The organism is Burkholderia sp. S171 (assembly GCF_009766085.1).
Lineage (GTDB): Bacteria > Pseudomonadota > Gammaproteobacteria > Burkholderiales > Burkholderiaceae > Caballeronia.
In genome coordinates this window covers 1-19,237 of sequence record NZ_LMUF01000053.1, presented here as the reverse complement: position 1 = coordinate 19,237, position 19,237 = coordinate 1, and the positions used below count along the sequence as shown (strand labels likewise).

The window sequence follows — 19,237 nt, the reverse complement described above, 5'->3', positions numbered from 1 at the left end:
TCACGCAGCCTTTGCTTCGAGTTGCGCTGCCTCTTCAAGCTCACGCACGAGCGGCAACACGCGTTGCCCGAAATACTCGACCTCTTCGATGAAGTGCAGAAATCCGGCCAGCACCAGATCCACGCCTACCGACTTAAGCTCCACGATCCGCTCGGCAATCTGGCGTGGCGTGCCGATCAGGTTGGTACGGAAACCGTCGTTGTATTGCACCAGGTCTTCGAATGTCGATTTGGCCCAGTTGCCCTCGCCTTCAGGCGACGCACTGCCGGCCTGCTTCGCGGCGTCGCCGAATGCATGAACCGCTTCCACATGTGCATGCTTGATGATGTCAGCGAGCACCGCCTGAGCTTCTTCCTCCGTATCGCGGGCGATCACAAATGCATTCACGCCAATGCGCACCTTGTGCTTATTGACGGCGGCCTTCGCCTGGATATCGTCAATTTGCAGCTTGAGATTCTCGGGCGTATTGCCGTTTGTGAAATACCAGTCCGAGACGCTTGCGGCATTGTCGCGGGCTGCGCGCGAGCTGCCGCCCTGGAAGATTTCCGGGTGCGGTTTTTGTATCGGCTTCGGGCTGAGCGTGTAGTTGTTGAATCGATAAAAATCGCCTCGGAACGTAAAATTGTCCTGGGTCCAGATGCCCTTGAGCGCTTCAATGAATTCATGCGACCGGCGGTAACGTTCGTCATGTTCGAGCCACGGCTCGCCGATTGCCGTAAATTCGCCTTTGAACCAACCGCTTACTACGTTGATCCCAATCCGTCCCTTGGAGATATGATCGATGGTCGCCAACTGCTTTGCCACCACCGCCGGACTCCACGGTCCCGGCAAGATTGCGGCGAGTACTTTTAGCTTGGTGGTTGCGTGCAGCAACGCCTGACTAAACGACACCGACTCGTGTTGATTGTCCGCGCCATAGCCCGCTGTAAAGCGAATCTGGCTGAGCGCGTATTCGAAGCCCGCTTTCTCTGCGGTCTGTGCAAGCTTCTGGTTATATTCGACGCTCCAGTCGGTGCGCTGCTCAATCGTGCTGACTACCAGGCCGCCGCTGACATTGGGCACCCAATAGGCGAACTTTAGTGCGTCCTGATTCTCGTTCTGCCTCTCGCTCATGACAATCTCCTTATTAATTAGCATACCGATGCACTGATGTCCTGCATCGTTGCTGCAAATTCGACTCACGGATCCAGAATCTATTTCAGCCAGCCGCAGCCGCCCAAGCAATTTATTCAGCTATGTATATGTGCGGTGGCCGGCTTAGATAAGCAGCAGCGCCGGAACGCGACGTTGAAACAGTGGTATCGGCGCAATGATGTTGGGCTGCGACCGAGATGCGTACCAGGCCGATAAACATTGCGGAAAACGATCTAACGCGGGTGGATTCGATGGGCTAGATTGAGAAACCTGCGCGCTTGCGCCAGCTTGCCCTCAACTCGCTTTTACTAGCACCCAAGGATTTTCGACATGACACAACTGCCGCCTGTCGCGCTATCGGTTGGAGCCGATTACGAAAGTGTCGCCAGCCGCTTCAGGCCTATTTTTGAACGCATTGCTGCAGGCGCGGTCGAGCGCGACCAGTTGAGAACCTTGCCTTATGATCAGATCGTGGAACTCAAGCAAGCGGGCTTCGGCGCACTACGCGTGCCCGTATCGCATGGCGGTGCGGGCGTCTCCGTCAAACAACTGTTCCGCTTGCTGATCGAACTCGGTGCCGCCGATTCGAATCTGCCGCAGGCATTGCGTGGCCACTTCGCTTTCGTCGAGGACGTCGTCAATGCACCCGCCAGCCCGAAACGCGACCAGTGGTTCGCGCGCTTTGTACGCGGCGACCTGTTTGGCAATGCATGGACAGAAGTTGGCAATGTCGCGCTCGGTAGCGTCAACACCCGAGTAGCGAAGCAAGGTGACCGCTGGGTCTTGAACGGCGAGAAGTACTACAGCACGGGCAGCATTTTCGCGGACTGGATCGATGTCTATGCACAGCGTGCTGAAGACGGCAGCGACGTGATTGTCGCGGTGGCCGCGAAGCAGCCGGGCGTGACGTTAAGCGACGACTGGGATGGTTTCGGTCAGCGCACCACGGGCAGCGGCACCACGGTGTTCAAGGACGCGGTGGTCGAGCCGGGTCATATTGTCGACTTCGCGCGGCGCTTTAAATATCAGACCGCGTTCTATCAACTGTTCCATCTGGCGACGCTGGCCGGCATCGCCCGGGCGGCTGAACTCGACGCCGCGGCCGAGGTGCGTGCGCGCAAGCGCATCTATAGCCACGGCAACGCGCCGCATGTCAGCCAGGACGTCCAGATTCAACAAGTGGTTGGCGAAATTGCGGCGTGGGCGTATGCCGCAGAGGCGATCGCGTTGCGCGCAACGGAACCGGCGCAACGGGCCTATGAAGCGCATTTTGCCGATGACATCGATGCAGAAAAACACTTCAATATAGAGGCCGAAATTGAGTCGGCGAAAGGACAGATCGTTGCGACGGAACTTGCGTTGCGCGCTTCGACCCATCTGTTCGATGCGCTGGGTGCATCGGCCATTGGCGGCGGCAAAGCGCTTGATCGCCATTGGCGCAATGCACGCGCGGTCTCGTCGCACAACCCGATCGTGTACAAGTCCAAACTCGTTGGCGACTGGTCGATCAACCAGAAGGAACCCATCTACGTCTGGCAGATCGGCGCAGGACCGGGAGCGGTGTAAGCGCTAGAGCGCTAGAGCGCTTGCGAAAATGCGCGAGCGAGCACACCCGGCACACGGTGTATCGGCCTACCCGCCATTCATCTCCAGATGAGCCTTCAGCGCATCGATAAATACACGCACCTTCGGCACCGGATATCGTGCCGAAGGAAAGATAGCGTGAATGCCCGCGGGCGGCGATGACCACGCCGGCAACAAGCGCACGAGCCGTCCCGCTTCAACGTCCTCCCCAATCGAGAAATTCGTCAGGTAAGCCACGCCGCCGCCGGCCAATGTTGCTGCGCGACAGGTAGGCGCGGTGTCGGCGAGAAATCCTCCACTGAAGCGCACAGTCCGCTTCCCGCCGCGCGTGCTTTCAAGCGGCGCAACCAGCGGCTTCTGCAAAGCGGACATGCCGACAAACGGCAATTTCGCGACCGCTTCGAGTGTGGTCGGCTTGCCCCACTGGGCCACAAAACCGGGACTCGCAACGAGCCATTTGACGAAGCCGCCGATCTTCACCGCGCGATGACTCGAATCCGCCAGCCGCCCAAGCCGGATCGCGACATCGACCGCTTCTGCGACCAGATCCACTTGACGATCAGCTGACACCAACTCAACTTTGAGTTCCGGATGGCGTTGCTGCAGCGCGACGAGCATGGGCGCAATCACACTCGCTCCGTAGTCGATAGGCGTGGCGACGCGCAGCGTTCCTCGCAGCACGCCCGACTCCTGCGCCAGTGCCGAAATTGCCTCTTCGGTCGCGCTCAGGATCTGCCGGCTCGCTTCGTAGAACGTCTTGCCCGCCTCCGTCACGCTGACCCGGCGCGTGGTGCGCATGAGCAGGGTCGCCCCAACTTCCGCCTCCAGACGTTGCATGTGCGTACTGACCATGGTCTTCGCGATCCCGAGACGGTCGGCTGCGGCCGTCAGCGAACCCGCCTCGACCACCGCCGCGAAAACCACCAGCCGGTTAAGGTTAACAGCGCTCAGGCTCGTCATGGATTGTCCACTTTAAGAGGATTGTATAACCGTCATTATCCGTCTTCTCATACCCAATACGGCGCACTATCCTGACTCTATCGGAACATTGATTCAACCCTCTCAGAGTCCATCATGCCCACACTGCCCAAGCCCCTTCAGCCCATACGCCTCCACACCACCCTGTTGTCCGGACACGGGCATCGGGCGAAGCTTTTCCTGACGCTGCTCGATCTGCCTTTCACAACGATCGAACTCAACATGAAAGCCGGCGATAACCGCAAGCCGGCGCATCTGGCACTCAATCCGTTCGGCGAAGTGCCGGTGATCGAAGATGGCGACGTTGTCCTGAGCGATTCCAACGCGATTCTGGTTTATCTCGCGCGCAAATACGGCGAGCCGTCGTGGCTGCCGGAAGATCCCGTAGGCGCGGCTGCGGTGCAACGCTGGTTGTCGCTGGCGGCGGGAAAGATTGCGTACGGCCCCTGTGCCGCGCGGCTGGTCACCGTGTTCGGTGCACCGAAGGACTACGCGACAGCGAAGAAGATGGCCGAGGATCTGTTCGCGATCATCGATCCCGAGTTTCGCGACAAGCCGTTTGCGGTCGGGCAGACGCCGACCATCGCAGATATTGCGGCTTATTCGTACATTGCCCATGCGCCTGAAGGCGGCATCTCGCTCGAACCGTTCCCGCATTTGCGCGCATGGCTGAAGCGCGTTGAAGCGCTGCCGCGTTTTGTACCAATGCCCGCGACCAAGGCCGGTCTGCTCGCCGAGGCCACGTAACACACGCAGCACTTCAACCATCACACGTTTCTCTTTGATACCGAGAACATCATGTCCGCTCTTGCACCTGCTGCTGTTGCCGCGCCGCCTTCAGGCTGGCGTGCGGTGGAATCGCCGTTCCATGCCGGTGAACTTGCCGCGCAGGAACGTGCGGGGGTGCGCGAACGAATGGATGTTGACGCGCGTCGCGGGATCCGCGACTACATGCCCGAGCAGCATCGCCGGTTCTTTGCGGAACAGCCGTTCATGGTGCTCGGTGGAGTCGATGAAACCGGGCAACCGTGGGCCACGCTGCGGGTCGGCGCGCCGGGTTTTATTTCGACGCCGGATGAACACACTTTGCGTATAGCCGGCCGAAGTCTGGCAGGCGATCCGCTTGCCCGTACGTGGCAAGTCGGAGCGGTCTTGGGTGGACTCGGCATTCAGCCCGCTACGCGTCGGCGCAATCGTGTGAACGGTGTGATTACCGCCATCGACGATCACGCAATCACCATTGCCGTCAGCCAGAGCTTCGGCAACTGCTCGAAATACATCCAAAGCCGTACGCCTGTCGAATTTGATGTAGCAGAAGAGCCGCAGCAGCCGGTTGTTTCAAATCGTCTGAACGATGCTGACCGGGCGCTGCTTGCACGGGCGGATACGTTCTTCGTGGCCAGCGCGAACACATCGACCGAGGCAGGGATGGGACGTGGAGCCGACGTATCGCATCGTGGCGGCAAGCCGGGATTTATCCGCATCGACGATGACAACACGCTGACCACGCCCGATTTCAGCGGCAATCTGTTCTTCAATACTATCGGCAACCTGATGCACGATCCGCGTGCCGGGTTGCTCGTAATCGACTTCGACAGCGGCGATCTGCTGTACCTGGCGGTCGATGCCGAGATCATTTGGGAAGGCTCGGAACTCGAATCATTCGATGGCGCCGAGCGCTTGATCCGCTGGCATGTGCGTGAGGTGCGTCGCACGTCGCGCGCGTTGCCCATGCGCTGGTCGGGCGTGCAGTACGCGCCGCAACTTGCGAAGCTGGGTAGCTGGAAAGCGCCGGAGATTAAGCAAGTGGTCACGAACGCATGGCGCAAGCTGAAGGTCGCCAAGGTTATCGACGAAGCGCCCAGCGTGCGGTCATTCTATTTTCAAGCGGCTGACGGATCGACGCTGCCTGCTTACGAACCCGGCCAGTTCCTGCCAATCCGGTTGCACGTTGCCGGGCTCGCAGCACCGTTGATCAGAACCTATACCCTCTCCGATGCTCACCAAGGCCAGTTCTATCGGATCACAGTCAAGCGCGAGGGTGCTGCGTCGACGTGGTTGCATGACAATGCCGAGGCAGGAATCGAGATCGAGGCCAAGACACCAGGCGGGGCGTTCGTCCTTGATCGCACGAATGGCCGCTCGGTGGTCCTGGTGTCTGCCGGCATTGGCATCACGCCCATGGTCGCCATGTTGAACAGCTTGCTCACCGACACGAGCGGGAAGCCGCAGCCTGAGCATATTCATTTTATCCATGGTGCTCGCCGGTCCGAAGACCATCCGTTCGCTGACGAACTCAAGGCTGCTGAACAAGCACACTCGCATCTCTCGGTGCAGTTCCGCGAGAGCCACGCTGATGTGCTCGACGGAGCGAAGTCATCCGCCGGACGGGTTGATATTGCGTATCTCAAGAGCGTGTTGCCGTTCGGCGATTACGACTTTTACCTGTGCGGTCCCGGCGCGTTCATGCAGGATATGTACAGCGGCTTGCGTTCACTCAACATTGCGGACGACCGGATTCGCTTCGAGGCGTTTGGACCGGCGAGTGTCAAGCGGACTCAAACCGCTGTGCCGGCGCTGACGGTGGCGGAGCCTGTTGCGCCTCGTGACCCCCAGCGGTCCTCGAAGGTCGTGTTCATGCGTACGCATCGCGACGCGCAGTGGGCGCCGGAAGACGGAAGTTTGCTCGATTTTGCAGAGGCGAACGGGGTATCGGTTGCATCGAATTGCCGGTCCGGAGTGTGCGGCACCTGTGCGACACGCGTGCTGTCAGGAGACGTGACATACCCCATTCCATGCGAAGGCGAGATCCCGGCGGGTCACGCGTTGATATGCAGCGCCATACCCGCGAGGATGGGTTCGGGCGAAGCGTCGGCCGTCGTACTGGATCTGTGAAAGTGGCATAGACGGCTTTAGATAATCAGAAGAAAATAAAGTCATCGTTGCTATCGGGCAGAGCGTTTAACATGCGCTTGAACCGATAGCCGCCCACCACTCCCGCAAGGCCAATGATGATCGCAAGCCACGCACGCTTAGTGCGGCGTGCACGAATTGCGGAACCCTCTGGCGAACGCGCGGAGTGCGCCGTTTTCTGCTGTGTCGAGCGGCGCATTTAACTAGCCACCACTGCGGCATCTGGCAGCATCGAAGCCAGGACCTCGGTGAATTCGGTCGTCCCGAACCGCCGCTCGCCTATTCCTTCTTCCACGTCGATGCGGCCGGCGTTGTGCGTTTCGTAGAGATCGATAATAAGCTGTGCATGGTCCGCGCCAAGGCCGGCGCGCTCCAGCATGGCCGGCCATTCGTTGCGGGGCACTTCATGTGCGCTGATTTCACGCTTGCTCACCTCGCTCAATGCGCGAGCGAGATCGAGCGCTGACATTCGACGCGGACCTTCAATACTGACGACACGGAATCCGCTCCCACGCGACTCGCCAACGATCAGTTCTGCCGCCAGCAGCCCCACGTCCTGAGCCGCCACCGTTGGAAAACGCTTGCTCAACGGATGATGCAGGCTCGGCAACTTCCTCGTTGCCAGCGCGACAGGAATCACGCGTGCCCAGTTCTGCATATGTTCCGCCGCGCGCAACAATGTCAGGTTTTGAACCGCTGTTTGCAACTGCTTTTCAAGGGCATGAAAGAGCAAGGTGATGCCCGTGCCGTGGTCCAGTTCCGCACCATAGTCGGAGAGCGCGAGTACATGAGCGGGTGGATTAGCGCGCAACGCATCGGTGGCCACTTCAATCATGCGATGCATCGTGCTGCCGGGATGTGCGTCGCCAACTGGGACCGGACACAGTATCTGCACTGCATCGGCTCCCTCTATTGCTCTCGCGACCGACGCCGGGTTCGTCAGATCGGCAAGCACGATCTCGCAGCCTATCCGCGCAAGCTGTTCTCCCTGAGCCTCGTTTCGGACCACAGCCCTGACTGCATGACCCGCGTTGCGAAGCGATGCAGCGCTCACACGCCCTACTTTGCCCGATGCTCCAAAGATCACGAACACATTCAACTCCTTGTTGGACTGGATGTCGTTATCGTAGGGAGGTTGACGGTTCCGGGCGCGCAGGGAAAGATCAGCATGCGCAGATACGGATGATTGTTTTGTGGCACTGCCGCAAGACGGTTCGGCTCACCACGCCGTCCCGTAAGGACATCGAGCAAACTGCCGAAAAACCCAGCACAATGCTCGCTTGCCGACCTCTGCCGGGACCTGCCATGAATGCCGTGACACCATTGCCCATGCCGCTTTCGGGCTCACGCGTCAATTTGCGCTCCAGCAGCGGCCGAGGCTGGAGCGGCTTCGGTGCCGCACTGCTGGGTATTTCGGCGGGCACGCACAAGATTCCGGCCATGCCGCATCATCGCGTTGGCGTGCATGTTGGGCCCCCGGTGATGGCGCGCTGCCTGTGCGAACAACGACGCTATGCACGTGTTCAAGCGCATGGCGACGCCGACGTGATCCCCGCGGGACTCGAAGGGCAATGGACCGACGAATCGGACTGTACGATCCTCAGCATCTGGATCAGTGAGTCATTCACGCTCAAGACGCTCGAGCAACTTGAATTGAAATCAGGCGAGGCGGAGATCCGTCCACAACTGCAGATGCGCGATCCGCGCTTTCAGCACCTGGCATGGGCGCTGCAGGCGGAACTCGAAGCGGGCGACGCGTCCGATCCGCTCTTTGCAGAAAGCCTCTGCACAGCGATGGTGGTCCGACTGGCCAACAGTGGCGCCAGCGGGGCCATCGCCACGCTCGAAGGCCGTCGGCGTACGTTAGCGCCGAGAACGGCTACGCGAGTGACTGACTTTATCGAAAGCAATCTGGATCAGCGCCTGACGCTTGACGAACTCGCCGCGTTGGCCCAACTTAGCGTGCCGCATTTCAAGGTGCTGTTTCGCGAGACGCTCGGTGTGCCGGTGCATCGATACGTCGTGCAGCGCCGCGTCGAACGTGCGAAGGCGTTGCTGTTGCAGGGCAAGCTCAGTACCAGTCAGGTGGCGCTGGAAACGGGCTTTTCCCATCAGAGCCACATGGCGCACTGGATGAACCGGCTGCTTGGACTTACGCCGCGCGAGATCGTGAAGGACAGTGGGCAGACGATTCAACTCGCTGGGCTGGCTCTGGCGAGCACAGCAAATACGACACATAAGAAACTGCTTTCACGTTGAGTCGATGACCGATATTTCAGGCACCCGGCTTAATCCCGCAACCAGGCATTCAACCGATTACGGTCTGTGGGCGCTGACATTCAGCTACGTACTAAGCCAGTTTTTCCGCAGCTATGTAGCCGTGATTTCGACACAGCTCATCGGGGATTTTCATTTCACTCCGCAGTTGTTCGGCTGGTTCTCCGGCGCGTTTTTCCTCGTCTTTGCCGCAGCGCAAATTCCGGTTGGATTCATGTTCGACCGGTACGGCGTGCGTTTTCCCACAGCAGTCCTGATGAGCGTGGGAACAGTGAGCGCCGGGATTGTGTCGGTTACGACCGACCCGCGTCTCGCCATCATCGCGCAGGCGGGAATTGGAATCGGTTGCGCGCCGGTCTTCATGGGACTGCTCAATCACGTTCTGCGTCATGGTGCGGGGCCACGCGATGTGCGCTCGATCACCACCGCCAGCGCGATTGGCATGTCGGGGGGACTGCTCGCGGCGTTCCCGCTAAGCTGGGGCACGGCGAATTTCGGCTGGCGACCGGTCATGGCGTTGTCGGCCATGCTGATGCTGCTGGCAACGCTCGGCGTTGTTTTCTTCGTGCGCCGGCGAGACGAAGAATCTTTGCATGACGCCCGGCGATTGCAACCATCGTCCGGAGGAAAGACGATAGCCCCCGCTCGCACGAGCGACTTGTGGACGTTGATGCCGATTTGCCTGGCGATGTCGGTGGGCGGAACATTTCGCACGTCCTGGGGCGGACCGTATCTGGCCGACGTATTTGGCTTCGACGTGATGGCGCGCGGCAATGCGATGACCGTCATGAGTATCGCGGGCATAGGCGCATCGTTTTGCATCCCGTTTCTGGTGCGGCAGTGGTCTCCCAAGTCCTTGTCTCTCTTCTGGCAGGCGGGCGGCGTTCTGGCGGCACTCTTGCTCGCGGCAATGCCGCAGCGAAGCCCGATCCTAAGCGTTGCCGCTATCTGCCTGTTGTTGTCGGTCGGCTGCATTCATCCGCTGGTCATGTCGCAGGCGCGGGCGATCATTGCGCCGGGCAAGTTGGGGCTCGGACTAGGCCTGCTCAACAGCCTCGTGTTTTTAGGCGTGGCGCTGGCAAGCAGCGTCTTTGGCTTGATCGCAGAGGAAGCGCGCATGACGGGTGTATCGAGTGCGGACCTCTACTCGAGGTTGTTTGTCGTGACGTCGGTGCCGCTCGCCGTTGGTGCGCTCGCTTATTGGTTTAGCCCGGGAGCGGCGCGCAAGTGACGGTTCGGGTGCGTTTCTTTGGCAGCGGGATTTTGCAGCGACCGTTCTGCCAGCAAGCGTACCCTCACCCGCCAACCATGCGCCGTCCCCTTCCCCATCCGCTGGCAATAACGGTCATCCCCGCCAAGGTCACTAGCGTCATGCCGTACACGTCGGTGGTCAGACGCAATCCAACGACATGGGCCATCGTCCCTGCAACAATCGCCGGCACGCTGAACGCCAGATAACTCAGCACGTAGAACGCTGCCATCAGCCCCGCGCGTTCGTGCGCTTCAGCCAGCGGCAAGACCGAGCGCAATGCGCCTTGAAACGCCGAGCCAAAGCCCATGCCGGCCAGAACGGTGCCGGTGAAAAAGATTCCCGCATTGCCCGCGTGCACGCCGGTCAGGGTCACCAGCAATCCGGCTGCAAGCACGATCGCACCCGTCATCAGCAACCGGGGCGTGCTCATTGCGCGCAACAGCAGTACAGCGACCAGTCCGCCACCTGTTAATGCAAACACGACCCAACCGCCCGTCATGACGTCGTTGTCGCCCGTCACAGCGCGCGCAAGCGTCGGCCCCAACGACAGATAGAACCCGCCCAGCGCCCACACCGCGACGTTGACCGGTGCAATGCGCAACATGGCCGCTCGCGCCGCCCGAGGCACACGCACGCGCGGCACCAGCGAAGCCAGCGTGCCCGGGCTGCGGCTGACCGTCTCCGGCAACATCCACACGCCCACGGCCTGAAGCATGAACACCGCGATCAGCAAGAAGTAGACGCTCTGCATGGGCGCGGGCGCATAGTCGACCAGCATGCTCGTGCCAAGCGCGCCCACTCCCATGCCCAGCAGCGGCGAAAGCGTATTGACCAGCGATGCGCGCGTACGACTGGCATCGAGAATGGCTGCGCCCAGCGCGCTTGTGGCCGTACCGGTTGCAAAGCCCTGAAGGACACGCGCCATTATCAGTACTCCGACGCTGTGGGCATCGGCGAAAATCAGCATCGCCACGACCTCGAGCACTACGCTACCGATAATCGCCGGACGCCGGCCAATGTGGTCGGAGAGTGACCCGGTCGTCAGCAGCGCGACCAACAGGCTGAACGCGTAGACGCTGAACACCAGCGTCAGCGTCGCCGACGAGAACCCCCATGCCTCCTGATACAACCGGTAAAGCGGTGTCGGCGCACTCGACGCGGCAAAGAACATTGCCGAGGTCAACGCATAAAGCGGCAGCGCGTAACGTGTCCTGTCACGGCTAAAACGCGGGACGGCATCGAAGACCATTGCACACTCCGGAAAATAAACGCAAAATAATTGCTTTAGCGAATTGTGCGCGTTGTTTTTCGTTAATGCAACTTTTTAGCTTTAACGAGTTTCATCGATACGAACGAGCAAGGCGGAGATAGACGGCAATGGCAGCAAGAGAAGGGTTGCGACCCGGCGGACGGAGTGCTCGGGTGCAGGAGTCCGTGCATCAGGCGGTCAAGACGTTGCTGGAAGACATGCCACGCGAGGAACTGACGGTGCCGCAAGTCGCGGCGCGCGCCGGGGTGACACCGTCCACCATCTACCGTCGCTGGGGCGATTTACCAACCCTTCTCGCCGATGTCGCCCTGCAGCGTTTTCATCCGGATAACGGCCCGGCCGACACGGGCTCGCTGCGCAGCGATCTGGAAACGTGGGCGCAGGGATATCAGGAAGAGATGTCGTCGGCGCCCGGTCGCGCCATGACGCGCGATGTACTGGCAAGCAACGATACCCGCAGCCCCGCCTGCCAGTGCGCGGCCATCACGCGCTCGCAGATCCGGATGATCCTGGACCGGGCTATCGAGCGAGGCGAAACGCCGCCCGACATCAATAACGTGATGGATGGCGTCGTCGCGCCGCTTATCTATCGCCTGCTATTCGACGATGCCCCGATCGACCCTACGTTTGCCCGCAGCCGCATGGCGACGTTGCTGACCACGGGCCGGTAAGCGCCGTGAGGAGCGTAGCTCGTTGTTTCAGGCTTCCGGCATCGGGTATCTAATGAAAAGTATCTACTTAGGTATGCCGACCATAACTCATGTTTTGTACTTGAAATCGTCCTATCGGAGCGCATAGGGCAAGCTCGATTTGTTCCAGAACCCGTTCACGGGGAATAAACCCAGCATGCCGACGGTCTTGTTGTCAGGTCTCATGGACACGGTTGCGCACGAAATGACGATTGAGAACAACATACCGCACACGTTCGACGTCAAGAGGAATGGAGATGCAACCGATTTCGCGTCATCTGCAGCTTGCGTCAGGCGTGGTGCTGCTGACCTATTTGTTCCTCCATCTGGTCAATCATGCGCTCGGCATCTGGTCGCTGGATCTGGCAGGACGCGGTCTGATACTTGCCATCAAGCTCTGGCACAGCACCCCCGGTACGATCCTGCTCTATGGCTCGGCCGCGCTCCATTTTTCGCTGGCCTTGCGCACGCTCTACGGGCGCCGCCACTGGGTACTGCCCGTCACCGAATGGATTCGTCTCTGGGCAGGACTCAGCCTGCCTCTCCTGCTGATCCGCCATGCAGTGGGAACCCGCCTCGCCGCCTCGCTCTACGGCTTCGAACCGGACTACGAAAAAATAGTGATCGCCCTGATTTCGAGTGGCACACAGGGCTTGCAACTTGCGCTGCTCGCGCCGGGCTGGGTACATGGTTGCCTCGGACTCTGGCTTCGTTTTCGCCACTACGAATTCATGCGCCGTTGTAAGCCTGCGTTGATCGCCTTGCTCATTGGTTTGCCGCTGCTGTCGGCGGCCGGCTTCATGCACATGACGCGGATAGTGGAGGCGGCTAATGCCCCCCTCCCGGCCCCTGATCCGAAACTCGCCGCGCATCGGATCGAGCTGGATGACTGGCGTCGGGATCTCCTGATGCTCTATGCGTCGCTGGTTGTCGGCGCGGTGGGGGCCGGTCTGCTGCGTAATCGGCATGAACGGCGGAATCTGGTGAAGCCGGGTTAAGCCATCGCTCAATGCGTGACTCAGCGCCCACTGCATTTGCGTACGCTTACCACGGTTCGTCGAATCCATCTCACGTTGCGTAGCTGATACGACCCCCTGACGCCACGCAAAATTAGCCTCAACATCTCTGGCCCCTGCGCATCACACGGTGGCATCATTGTCCCCTCGCTTCTTCCACGAGCCTCTTGCGAACATGTCGAATCTGATCGTGCATGGCGGTGTCCCCCTACGCGGGGAGATCACACCGTCCGCCAATAAAAACGCTGTCCTCCCCATCCTTTGCGCCACACTGCTGACCGATCAACCCCTCCGTCTTATCGGCGTACCTGAAATCACCGACGTCAAGAAGATCCTCGAGATTTTCCGTACGCTCGGCAGCAACGTGTCGATGGACTTTTCCACCGGCATCCTCGACCTGCATCATCACGCAACGACCTTCGACCCCGTCGCGCATCATTTGCCCGAGGAGATGCGTTCTTCCATCATGCTCGTGCCGCCTTTGCTCGCACGTTTCGGCGTGGCCCGACTGGAAAACGACGTCAAGGGCTGCACGCTTGGGGTTCGCGAAATCGATCCGCACGTAGAGGTATTCGAACGTTTTGGCGCGCAGGTCGAACGCACGACCGACTCGCTTATCGTGCGCACCCCTTCGACTGCCAGGCAGATGACCGCGAATCATCACTGGCTGGACTATGCCTCAGTCACCACCACCGAAAACTTCGCACTTTGCGCGGCAACGGCGGACGGCACCTCGACGCTGGTCAACGCGGCATCGGAACCGCATGTGCAGGAGTTTTGCCGCTTCCTCGCGCTGCTTGGCGTACCCATCGATGGCATTGGCACGTCGCGTTTGAGCGTCACGGGCGGCCGCAAACTCAGTGGCGGCGAGTTTCGTTTCAGCGAGGACTTCCACGAAATCGCGACCTTCCTCGCGCTTGGGGCGATCACCGGCGGCGACATCGCGGTGAGAAATACCGCACCCGACCAGTTTCCGCTAATCGATCGGACCTTCGCGAAGTTCGGTGTGAACGTGGAGCATAAAGACGGCTGGTCGCGCGCGTTCCAGGACGGTCCATTGCGCGTGCGCCGGCCGTTCACGCAGAACATTCTCACGAAGGTGGAAGCCGCGCCCTGGCCGTATTTGCCAGTCGATCTGCTGCCCATCTTCATTGCGCTCGGCGTGAAAGCCGAAGGCAGCGCCATGTTCTGGAACAAGGTCTACGACGGCGCCATGGGGTGGTCGACCGAATTATCGAAGTTCGGCGCGCACGTGTTCCTATCGGACCCGCATCGGCTGATCACGTTCGGCGGCCTGCCCTTGAGTCCTGCGAAAGTGGAGAGCCCGTACATCATTCGCGTGGCGATTGCGTTGCTGATGGTCGCGGCGAGCATCAAGGGGCGTTCGGAGATCATCAATGCACTGCCGATCCGCCGCGCACATCCGCGCTTCGTGGAGAACCTGCGCTCGGTCGGAGCCGACGTGGAATGGACCAGCAGCGAGTGAAGTAAGAGGTGAAACGCGTCGCGGCCGGTAGCCGCGACGCCTTGAAGCTTCAACCGTGCCGGCGTTAGTCAAACATCCGCCGGCACGGTTTTCCATGCATCAAATCAATAGCCGAGCGCGAGTCCCGAGTTACGACGCGGATCGTTCGCGCCATAGAAACGATTCTTGCCGACCGGCTTGCCGCCCAGCGAAGGCGCGCCCACCAGAATTGCCGCTACGTGGTTGAACGGCTGCGGCCCGGAGAACTTCTGACCCCATCCTTCGAGGATCTTCTGCGTATCGGGGCTCAGCGTGAAGCGTTCGAGATTCGTCGATTCCGGCAGCCACTGCTGATGGAAGCGCGGGGCATCCACAGCCTCCTGAATGTTCATGCCGTAGTCGATCACGTTAAGCATGGTCAGGAGTGTCGCGGTAATGATGCGACTGCCACCCGGCGTGCCCACCACCATCACGGTCTTGCCGTCCTTCGTGACAATCGTCGGGCTCATGGACGACAACGGACGCCGTCCCGGTCCAATCGCGTTAGCCTCGCCCTGCACCAACCCATACATGTTGGGCACACCGATCTTCGACGTGAAGTCATCCATCTCGTCGTTCAGCATCACGCCCGTCTTGTTCGCCATCACGCCCGAGCCGAACCAGTCGTTCAGCGTGTACGTCACCGAGACCGCATTGCCCCATTTATCGACGATCGAATAGTGCGTCGTGTTGGTGCCTTCATGCGGCGCCACGCCCGGCTTGATCTCCTGCGACACGCCCGCCTTATGCGGATCGATTGCCGCCCGGATCTTGGCCGCGTAGTTCTTGTCGAGCAGACGGTCCAGCGGGTTTTTCACGAAGTCGGGGTCACCCAGATAGCTGTTGCGGTCCACATAAGCGTGGCGCATGGCTTCGATCTGGTACTGCATGGCCTGGGCTGAACGGAAGCCGAGGGTTTGCATCGGATAGCCCTCGAGGATATTCATGATCTCGCAGATAGCGACGCCGCCCGAGCTGGGAGGCGGTGCCGAGACCACGTGGTAACCGCGATAATCGCACTCGACCGGCGCGAGTTCGCGCGTCTTGTACTGGTCGAGATCGGCCTGCGTGATGATGCCCTTGCCGGCTTGCGTGGAAGAGACCAGCGCGTCGCCGACCCAGCCCTTATAGAAACCGTCGGGACCCTTGGCGCTGATCTCGCGCAGGGTCTTCGCCAGGTCTTTTTGCACAAGCCGCTGACCAATCTGGTACGGCTCGCCGTGATTCAGGAAAATCGCGCCAGAGCCGTTCGGATCTTTCTTGAAGTCATCCGTCGCGGTCCCGAGGATATCAACGTCGCCCTGGTCGAGCACGAATCCTTCTTGCGCATATTTGATTGCCGGAGCGATGACATCGGCGCGCTTCATGGTGCCGTATTTCGTCAATGCCATTTCCATACCGGACACCGTGCCCGGGACGCCGACCGCCAGATAGCCCTTCGTGCTCAGGCCCGGGATCACGTTGCCGTCCTTATCCAGGTACATGTTCGCGGTCGCGGCTAACGGCGCTTTTTCGCGGAAATCGAGGAAGGTCCTGCGGCCATCGGCGAGCTGGATCGTCATGAAACCGCCGCCGCCGATGTTACCGGCCGCCGGGTAAACCACCGCCAGCGCATAGCCAACAGCGACGGCCGCATCGACCGCGTTGCCGCCGTCCTTGAGCACGTCGACGCCAATGCGCGTGGCGAGATGTTGGGCTGTGACGACCATGCCATTCTCGGCGGCAACCGGGGCTTGCGAAGCGGCCTGGGCGCCGGCATAGCAAAGGGCGAGCGCAGCCGCAAGAAGCGACTGGGCAAGACGATCGAATTTCATTGTTTGAATGTCCGTTGCTGAGTAAAAGGTAAAAGCAGAAAAGACGCGAGAGGCGAACGAGCAATGCTTGGGACAGCGGTGACCTGACGTCCCGTTCAACCGGGCCGCACAGTCACCGCGCACAATACCAACAAAGATTACAAACGGGAACCCGCAAAAGCCGCAGTAGAAAAACTTGGGGCTAGGCTGCCTTGGATAGTTGAGCGCGCAAGTCACTCAGTGACTTGCGCTGGCCGCCTTCGGCATCGAAGTTTTCCGGCGCGAGCCATTGTTCGAATGCGGCACGCACGGTGGGCCATTCGCTGTCGATGATCGAGAACCACGCGGTATCCCGCGTCCGTCCCTTGTAGAGCACGGCCTGCCGGAAGATGCCTTCGAACTGAAAACCGAGCCGCGCCGCCGCTTGCCGCGAAGGCGCGTTCAACGCGTCGCACTTCCATTCGTAGCGGCGGTAGCCGAGTACATCGAATGCGTGTTTCATCAAGAGGTACTGGGCTTCCGTCGAGATCGGCGTGCGTTTGAGCAGCGGCGAGAACGCCACGTTGCCGACTTCGATCACCCCATTGGCCCGGTCAATCCGCATGAGCGCCAGGGTGCCGATCGCGGTTCCCCTCTTCAGGTCGATGACCGCATAGTGCTGGGGATCGGGACTGACCGCGGCACGTTCGACATACTCCAGATAACTCGCTGCATCATCGAAAGGGCCTACCGGCATGTAGGTCCAGTCACGGCCATCGGGAGCTTGGCTGAAGGCAGCGAAGAGGTCGGCCGCGTGGTGCGGTTCGAGCGGCTCCAGCCGGCAATACTGCCCTTCGATGGGATTGCGCGGCGGGTGCACGCGCGCGGTCCAGTGAGGCATGGACTCGCCAACGGGTTGCTGATACTGATTCAAGGTGCTGGGCATAACGGTTCCTCGGGCGGCATGGGGCGGTCGTAAAGCAGAGCTTACGCAAAAACGTAGGCGAATCATGTGCTAACGTACGCGCATCATGGAACCTTAAAAAGTGCCACATTCCCTATTTTTCATGGCTCCACGCTCGTGGTACCACCTGCAAGCGTGCAATTTTCCATTCCGTTCATTGCGCTGATTCCGCTTACGCTGCTTATTCCGGTTACTCCGCTCATGACAACCGTCGCTTCATCGCCCGTGCCGCAAACCCTGCTTGAAGTGCCGCTTGCCAGAGGGCCCGGCGCGGCGCCCATGCAACGTCAGTTGCATCATCGATTCAAGGAAGCCATCCTCGGCGGTCACCTCGCGCCAGGAAGCCGCCTGCCGGGCTCACGTTCGCTGGCTGAGGCGCTGGCGATCTCTCGTAACACGGTGACTGCCGCGTACGACCTGCTAGCGGCAGAGGGGTATGTGCAACCTGACCGGCAGGGCACGCGAGTAGCGGCGTTGTCGCGTCCGGCGCCGCTGCAAGGCAAGCGCGGTGCGCCCGTAGCGCCGGCCACTGCGCAGCGGCTGACGCGCATTCAGGCGGCCGCGCCGTCGGCTGAGGGGAATGCTGCATTGCGTCCGGGTGTCCCCGCCTTGTCTCATTTCCCGCTGGCGGCGTGGCGACGGGCCATCGACCGTGCCATTACCCACGGGGGGCCATCGGCTCTGGGTTATGGCGATCCTCCGGGGGAACCGGCGTTACGTGCGTCCATTGCGCGGCATCTGGGTATAGCGCGAGGCGTGCGATGTGATCCCGCTCAAGTGGTGATAACCGAGGGTGCACAGGAAGCGCTTTCGTTGTGCGTGCGCTTGCTGACCAATGCCGGCGATACGGCGTGGATCGAAGATCCGGGTTATCGGGGGGCAAAGGCCGCGATGCGCGCGGGTGACCTGCACATGGTGCCCATGCGCGTGGACGCCGATGGCCTCATCGCCGATGAAAACGCTTGGACGTCACAACCGCCGCGGCTGATCTACACCACGCCTTCGCATCAATATCCCGCGGGCGCGGTGCTGACCGTCGCGCGGCGCCTTGAGCTGATTGCTAACGCGCAACGTCATGGCACGTGGATTATCGAAGATGATTACGACAGTGAATTCCGCCACGCAGGCGAACCTATTGGCGCCATGCAGGGTTTGGTGACACAGGCGCCCGTGCTGTATGTGGGCACGTTTAGCAAGACGATGTTTCCGTCGTTACGACTGGGGTTTCTGGTCTTGCCCGAGACCCTGGTGGCGCAGATGCGCACGCCGCTGGACGACATGCTGCGAGGCGGTCACCGTTATGAACAGCTCGCGTTGGCCGAGTTCATTGAGAGCGGCCAGTTCAGCCGGCATTTGGGCCGCATGCGGCGTTTGTACCGCGACCGGCAGCACGCGTTGAGAGAAGCGCTGACCCGGCATTTGCCGATGCCACATGTCATTGAAGGCGGGTATTGTGGCTTGCACTTAACGGTACGGTTGCCGGCGTGTTACCCGGACCGCGAGATCGCCGATGCCGCCCGGAAGCATGGCATAGCGCCTGCTCCCCTATCCAGCTTTGCGCTGCAGCCCATGCCAGAGGACAACGGGCTCGTGCTCGGGTATGGGAATACTTCCGCGGAGTTGTTCGAACCTTTGGTCAGGCTTCTGGCTAGGCTGGTTCGGGGAGTGAAGGTCTAGCGATTGGATTGGTTTTTCGCTCGCGCCGGTGGACGGGGTCGGGGGTTTGGGCTTTGGGGTGGTCGGTTTTGGGGTTAGGGGGCGGGGTTGGTGCCGGGTTGCTGCTTTCGGCGTTAGCGGTCTGCGTGAGTCGGATTTTCTCTTTATCACTGTTAGCCACTGTGCGTGGCGGCACGTCATTTCTTGGTCCTTAGCGACAAAGAAACG

Annotated in this window: 15 protein-coding genes; 9 read left to right on the top strand and 6 right to left on the bottom strand. The window is 60.5% G+C overall.

Annotated features, from left to right (window positions below; all coding sequences use genetic code 11):
• Complete coding sequence (gene sfnG / locus GSQ93_RS31700; RefSeq protein ID WP_158939898.1) at positions 1 to 1,113, bottom strand: dimethylsulfone monooxygenase SfnG; 1,113 nt, start codon at positions 1,111 to 1,113, stop codon at positions 1 to 3.
• A gap of 351 nt (positions 1,114 to 1,464) precedes the next feature.
• On the opposite strand from sfnG, the gene GSQ93_RS31695 reads away from it, so the two are divergent.
• The gene (locus GSQ93_RS31695; RefSeq protein WP_158939897.1) at positions 1,465 to 2,700 is read left to right on the top strand and encodes an acyl-CoA dehydrogenase family protein; all 1,236 of its coding nucleotides are present in this window, start codon (positions 1,465 to 1,467) and stop codon (positions 2,698 to 2,700) included.
• Positions 2,701 to 2,766: 66 nt separating this feature from the next.
• Here GSQ93_RS31695 and GSQ93_RS31690 read toward each other — a convergent pair whose 3' ends face one another.
• A complete protein-coding gene (locus GSQ93_RS31690; protein WP_158939896.1) occupies positions 2,767 to 3,678 on the bottom strand; it encodes a LysR family transcriptional regulator in 912 nt (303 codons plus the stop codon).
• Between the two features lie 114 nt (positions 3,679 to 3,792).
• Between GSQ93_RS31690 and GSQ93_RS31685 the strand changes: the two genes are divergently transcribed.
• Positions 3,793 to 4,443 carry a glutathione S-transferase family protein gene (locus tag GSQ93_RS31685; RefSeq protein WP_158939895.1) on the top strand — a complete coding sequence of 217 codons (651 nt, stop codon included), beginning with the start codon at positions 3,793 to 3,795 and terminating at the stop codon, positions 4,441 to 4,443.
• A gap of 51 nt (positions 4,444 to 4,494) precedes the next feature.
• Positions 4,495 to 6,591 (top strand): pyridoxamine 5'-phosphate oxidase family protein, encoded by a 2,097-nt coding sequence (locus GSQ93_RS31680; protein WP_158939894.1) that lies wholly within the window; start codon positions 4,495 to 4,497, stop codon positions 6,589 to 6,591.
• Between the two features lie 217 nt (positions 6,592 to 6,808).
• On the opposite strand, the gene GSQ93_RS31675 is transcribed toward GSQ93_RS31680, so the two are convergent.
• A complete protein-coding gene (locus GSQ93_RS31675) occupies positions 6,809 to 7,702 on the bottom strand; it encodes an NAD(P)H-binding protein (RefSeq protein ID WP_158939893.1) in 894 nt (297 codons plus the stop codon).
• Between the two features lie 212 nt (positions 7,703 to 7,914).
• On the opposite strand from GSQ93_RS31675, the gene GSQ93_RS31670 reads away from it, so the two are divergent.
• Both GSQ93_RS31670 and GSQ93_RS31665 read left to right on the top strand, forming a co-directional pair.
• Positions 7,915 to 8,868, top strand: a complete 954-nt coding sequence (locus GSQ93_RS31670) for a helix-turn-helix domain-containing protein (RefSeq protein ID WP_158939892.1) — start codon at positions 7,915 to 7,917, stop codon at positions 8,866 to 8,868.
• A gap of 4 nt (positions 8,869 to 8,872) precedes the next feature.
• Positions 8,873 to 10,117: a nitrate/nitrite transporter gene (locus GSQ93_RS31665; RefSeq protein WP_158939891.1), complete on the top strand. Its 1,245-nt coding sequence runs from the start codon at positions 8,873 to 8,875 to the stop codon at positions 10,115 to 10,117.
• A gap of 64 nt (positions 10,118 to 10,181) precedes the next feature.
• Here the strand turns inward: GSQ93_RS31665 and GSQ93_RS31660 are convergent, their stop codons facing one another.
• Positions 10,182 to 11,387, bottom strand: a complete 1,206-nt coding sequence (locus tag GSQ93_RS31660) for an MFS transporter (protein ID WP_158939890.1) — start codon at positions 11,385 to 11,387, stop codon at positions 10,182 to 10,184.
• Positions 11,388 to 11,515: 128 nt separating this feature from the next.
• Here GSQ93_RS31660 and GSQ93_RS31655 point away from each other — a divergent pair, with 128 nt between their 5' ends.
• From GSQ93_RS31655 to GSQ93_RS31645, 3 genes are all read left to right on the top strand, one after another.
• A complete protein-coding gene (locus tag GSQ93_RS31655) occupies positions 11,516 to 12,079 on the top strand; it encodes a TetR/AcrR family transcriptional regulator (RefSeq protein ID WP_158939889.1) in 564 nt (187 codons plus the stop codon).
• Positions 12,080 to 12,354: 275 nt separating this feature from the next.
• Positions 12,355 to 13,095 carry a hypothetical protein gene (locus GSQ93_RS31650; RefSeq protein WP_158939888.1) on the top strand — a complete coding sequence of 247 codons (741 nt, stop codon included), beginning with the start codon at positions 12,355 to 12,357 and terminating at the stop codon, positions 13,093 to 13,095.
• 193 nt (positions 13,096 to 13,288) lie between these two features.
• On the top strand, positions 13,289 to 14,599 hold the full coding sequence (locus GSQ93_RS31645) for a UDP-N-acetylglucosamine 1-carboxyvinyltransferase (protein WP_158939887.1): 1,311 nt from the start codon (positions 13,289 to 13,291) through the stop codon (positions 14,597 to 14,599).
• A 104-nt stretch (positions 14,600 to 14,703) separates the two neighbouring features.
• Here GSQ93_RS31645 and ggt read toward each other — a convergent pair whose 3' ends face one another.
• Both ggt and GSQ93_RS31635 read right to left on the bottom strand, forming a co-directional pair.
• Complete coding sequence (gene ggt / locus GSQ93_RS31640) at positions 14,704 to 16,326, bottom strand: gamma-glutamyltransferase (protein WP_254074167.1); 1,623 nt, start codon at positions 16,324 to 16,326, stop codon at positions 14,704 to 14,706.
• A 286-nt stretch (positions 16,327 to 16,612) separates the two neighbouring features.
• On the bottom strand, positions 16,613 to 17,335 hold the full coding sequence (locus GSQ93_RS31635) for a GNAT family N-acetyltransferase (protein ID WP_158939885.1): 723 nt from the start codon (positions 17,333 to 17,335) through the stop codon (positions 16,613 to 16,615).
• Between the two features lie 219 nt (positions 17,336 to 17,554).
• On the opposite strand from GSQ93_RS31635, the gene GSQ93_RS31630 reads away from it, so the two are divergent.
• Positions 17,555 to 19,030, top strand: coding sequence for a PLP-dependent aminotransferase family protein (locus GSQ93_RS31630; RefSeq protein WP_158939923.1), 1,476 nt, complete (start codon positions 17,555 to 17,557; stop codon positions 19,028 to 19,030).
• The last annotated feature ends 207 nt before the right edge of the window (positions 19,031 to 19,237 follow it).

Bases quoted from the DNA above. Each gene is read 5' to 3' on its own strand.
- GSQ93_RS31635 (WP_158939885.1), bottom strand. From the start codon at position 17,335: ATGCCCAGCACCTTGAATCAGTATCAGCAACCCGTTGGCGAGTCCATG.
- GSQ93_RS31695 (WP_158939897.1), top strand. From the start codon at position 1,465: ATGACACAACTGCCGCCTGTCGCGCTATCGGTTGGAGCCGATTACGAA.
- GSQ93_RS31690 (WP_158939896.1), bottom strand. From the start codon at position 3,678: ATGACGAGCCTGAGCGCTGTTAACCTTAACCGGCTGGTGGTTTTCGCG.
- GSQ93_RS31670 (WP_158939892.1), top strand. From the start codon at position 7,915: ATGAATGCCGTGACACCATTGCCCATGCCGCTTTCGGGCTCACGCGTC.
- GSQ93_RS31685 (WP_158939895.1), top strand. From the start codon at position 3,793: ATGCCCACACTGCCCAAGCCCCTTCAGCCCATACGCCTCCACACCACC.
- GSQ93_RS31660 (WP_158939890.1), bottom strand. From the start codon at position 11,387: ATGGTCTTCGATGCCGTCCCGCGTTTTAGCCGTGACAGGACACGTTAC.
- ggt (WP_254074167.1), bottom strand. From the start codon at position 16,326: ATGGTCGTCACAGCCCAACATCTCGCCACGCGCATTGGCGTCGACGTG.
- GSQ93_RS31655 (WP_158939889.1), top strand. From the start codon at position 11,516: ATGGCAGCAAGAGAAGGGTTGCGACCCGGCGGACGGAGTGCTCGGGTG.
- sfnG (WP_158939898.1), bottom strand. From the start codon at position 1,113: ATGAGCGAGAGGCAGAACGAGAATCAGGACGCACTAAAGTTCGCCTAT.
- GSQ93_RS31630 (WP_158939923.1), top strand. From the start codon at position 17,555: ATGACAACCGTCGCTTCATCGCCCGTGCCGCAAACCCTGCTTGAAGTG.
- GSQ93_RS31645 (WP_158939887.1), top strand. From the start codon at position 13,289: ATGTCGAATCTGATCGTGCATGGCGGTGTCCCCCTACGCGGGGAGATC.
- GSQ93_RS31665 (WP_158939891.1), top strand. From the start codon at position 8,873: ATGACCGATATTTCAGGCACCCGGCTTAATCCCGCAACCAGGCATTCA.
- GSQ93_RS31650 (WP_158939888.1), top strand. From the start codon at position 12,355: ATGCAACCGATTTCGCGTCATCTGCAGCTTGCGTCAGGCGTGGTGCTG.
- GSQ93_RS31680 (WP_158939894.1), top strand. From the start codon at position 4,495: ATGTCCGCTCTTGCACCTGCTGCTGTTGCCGCGCCGCCTTCAGGCTGG.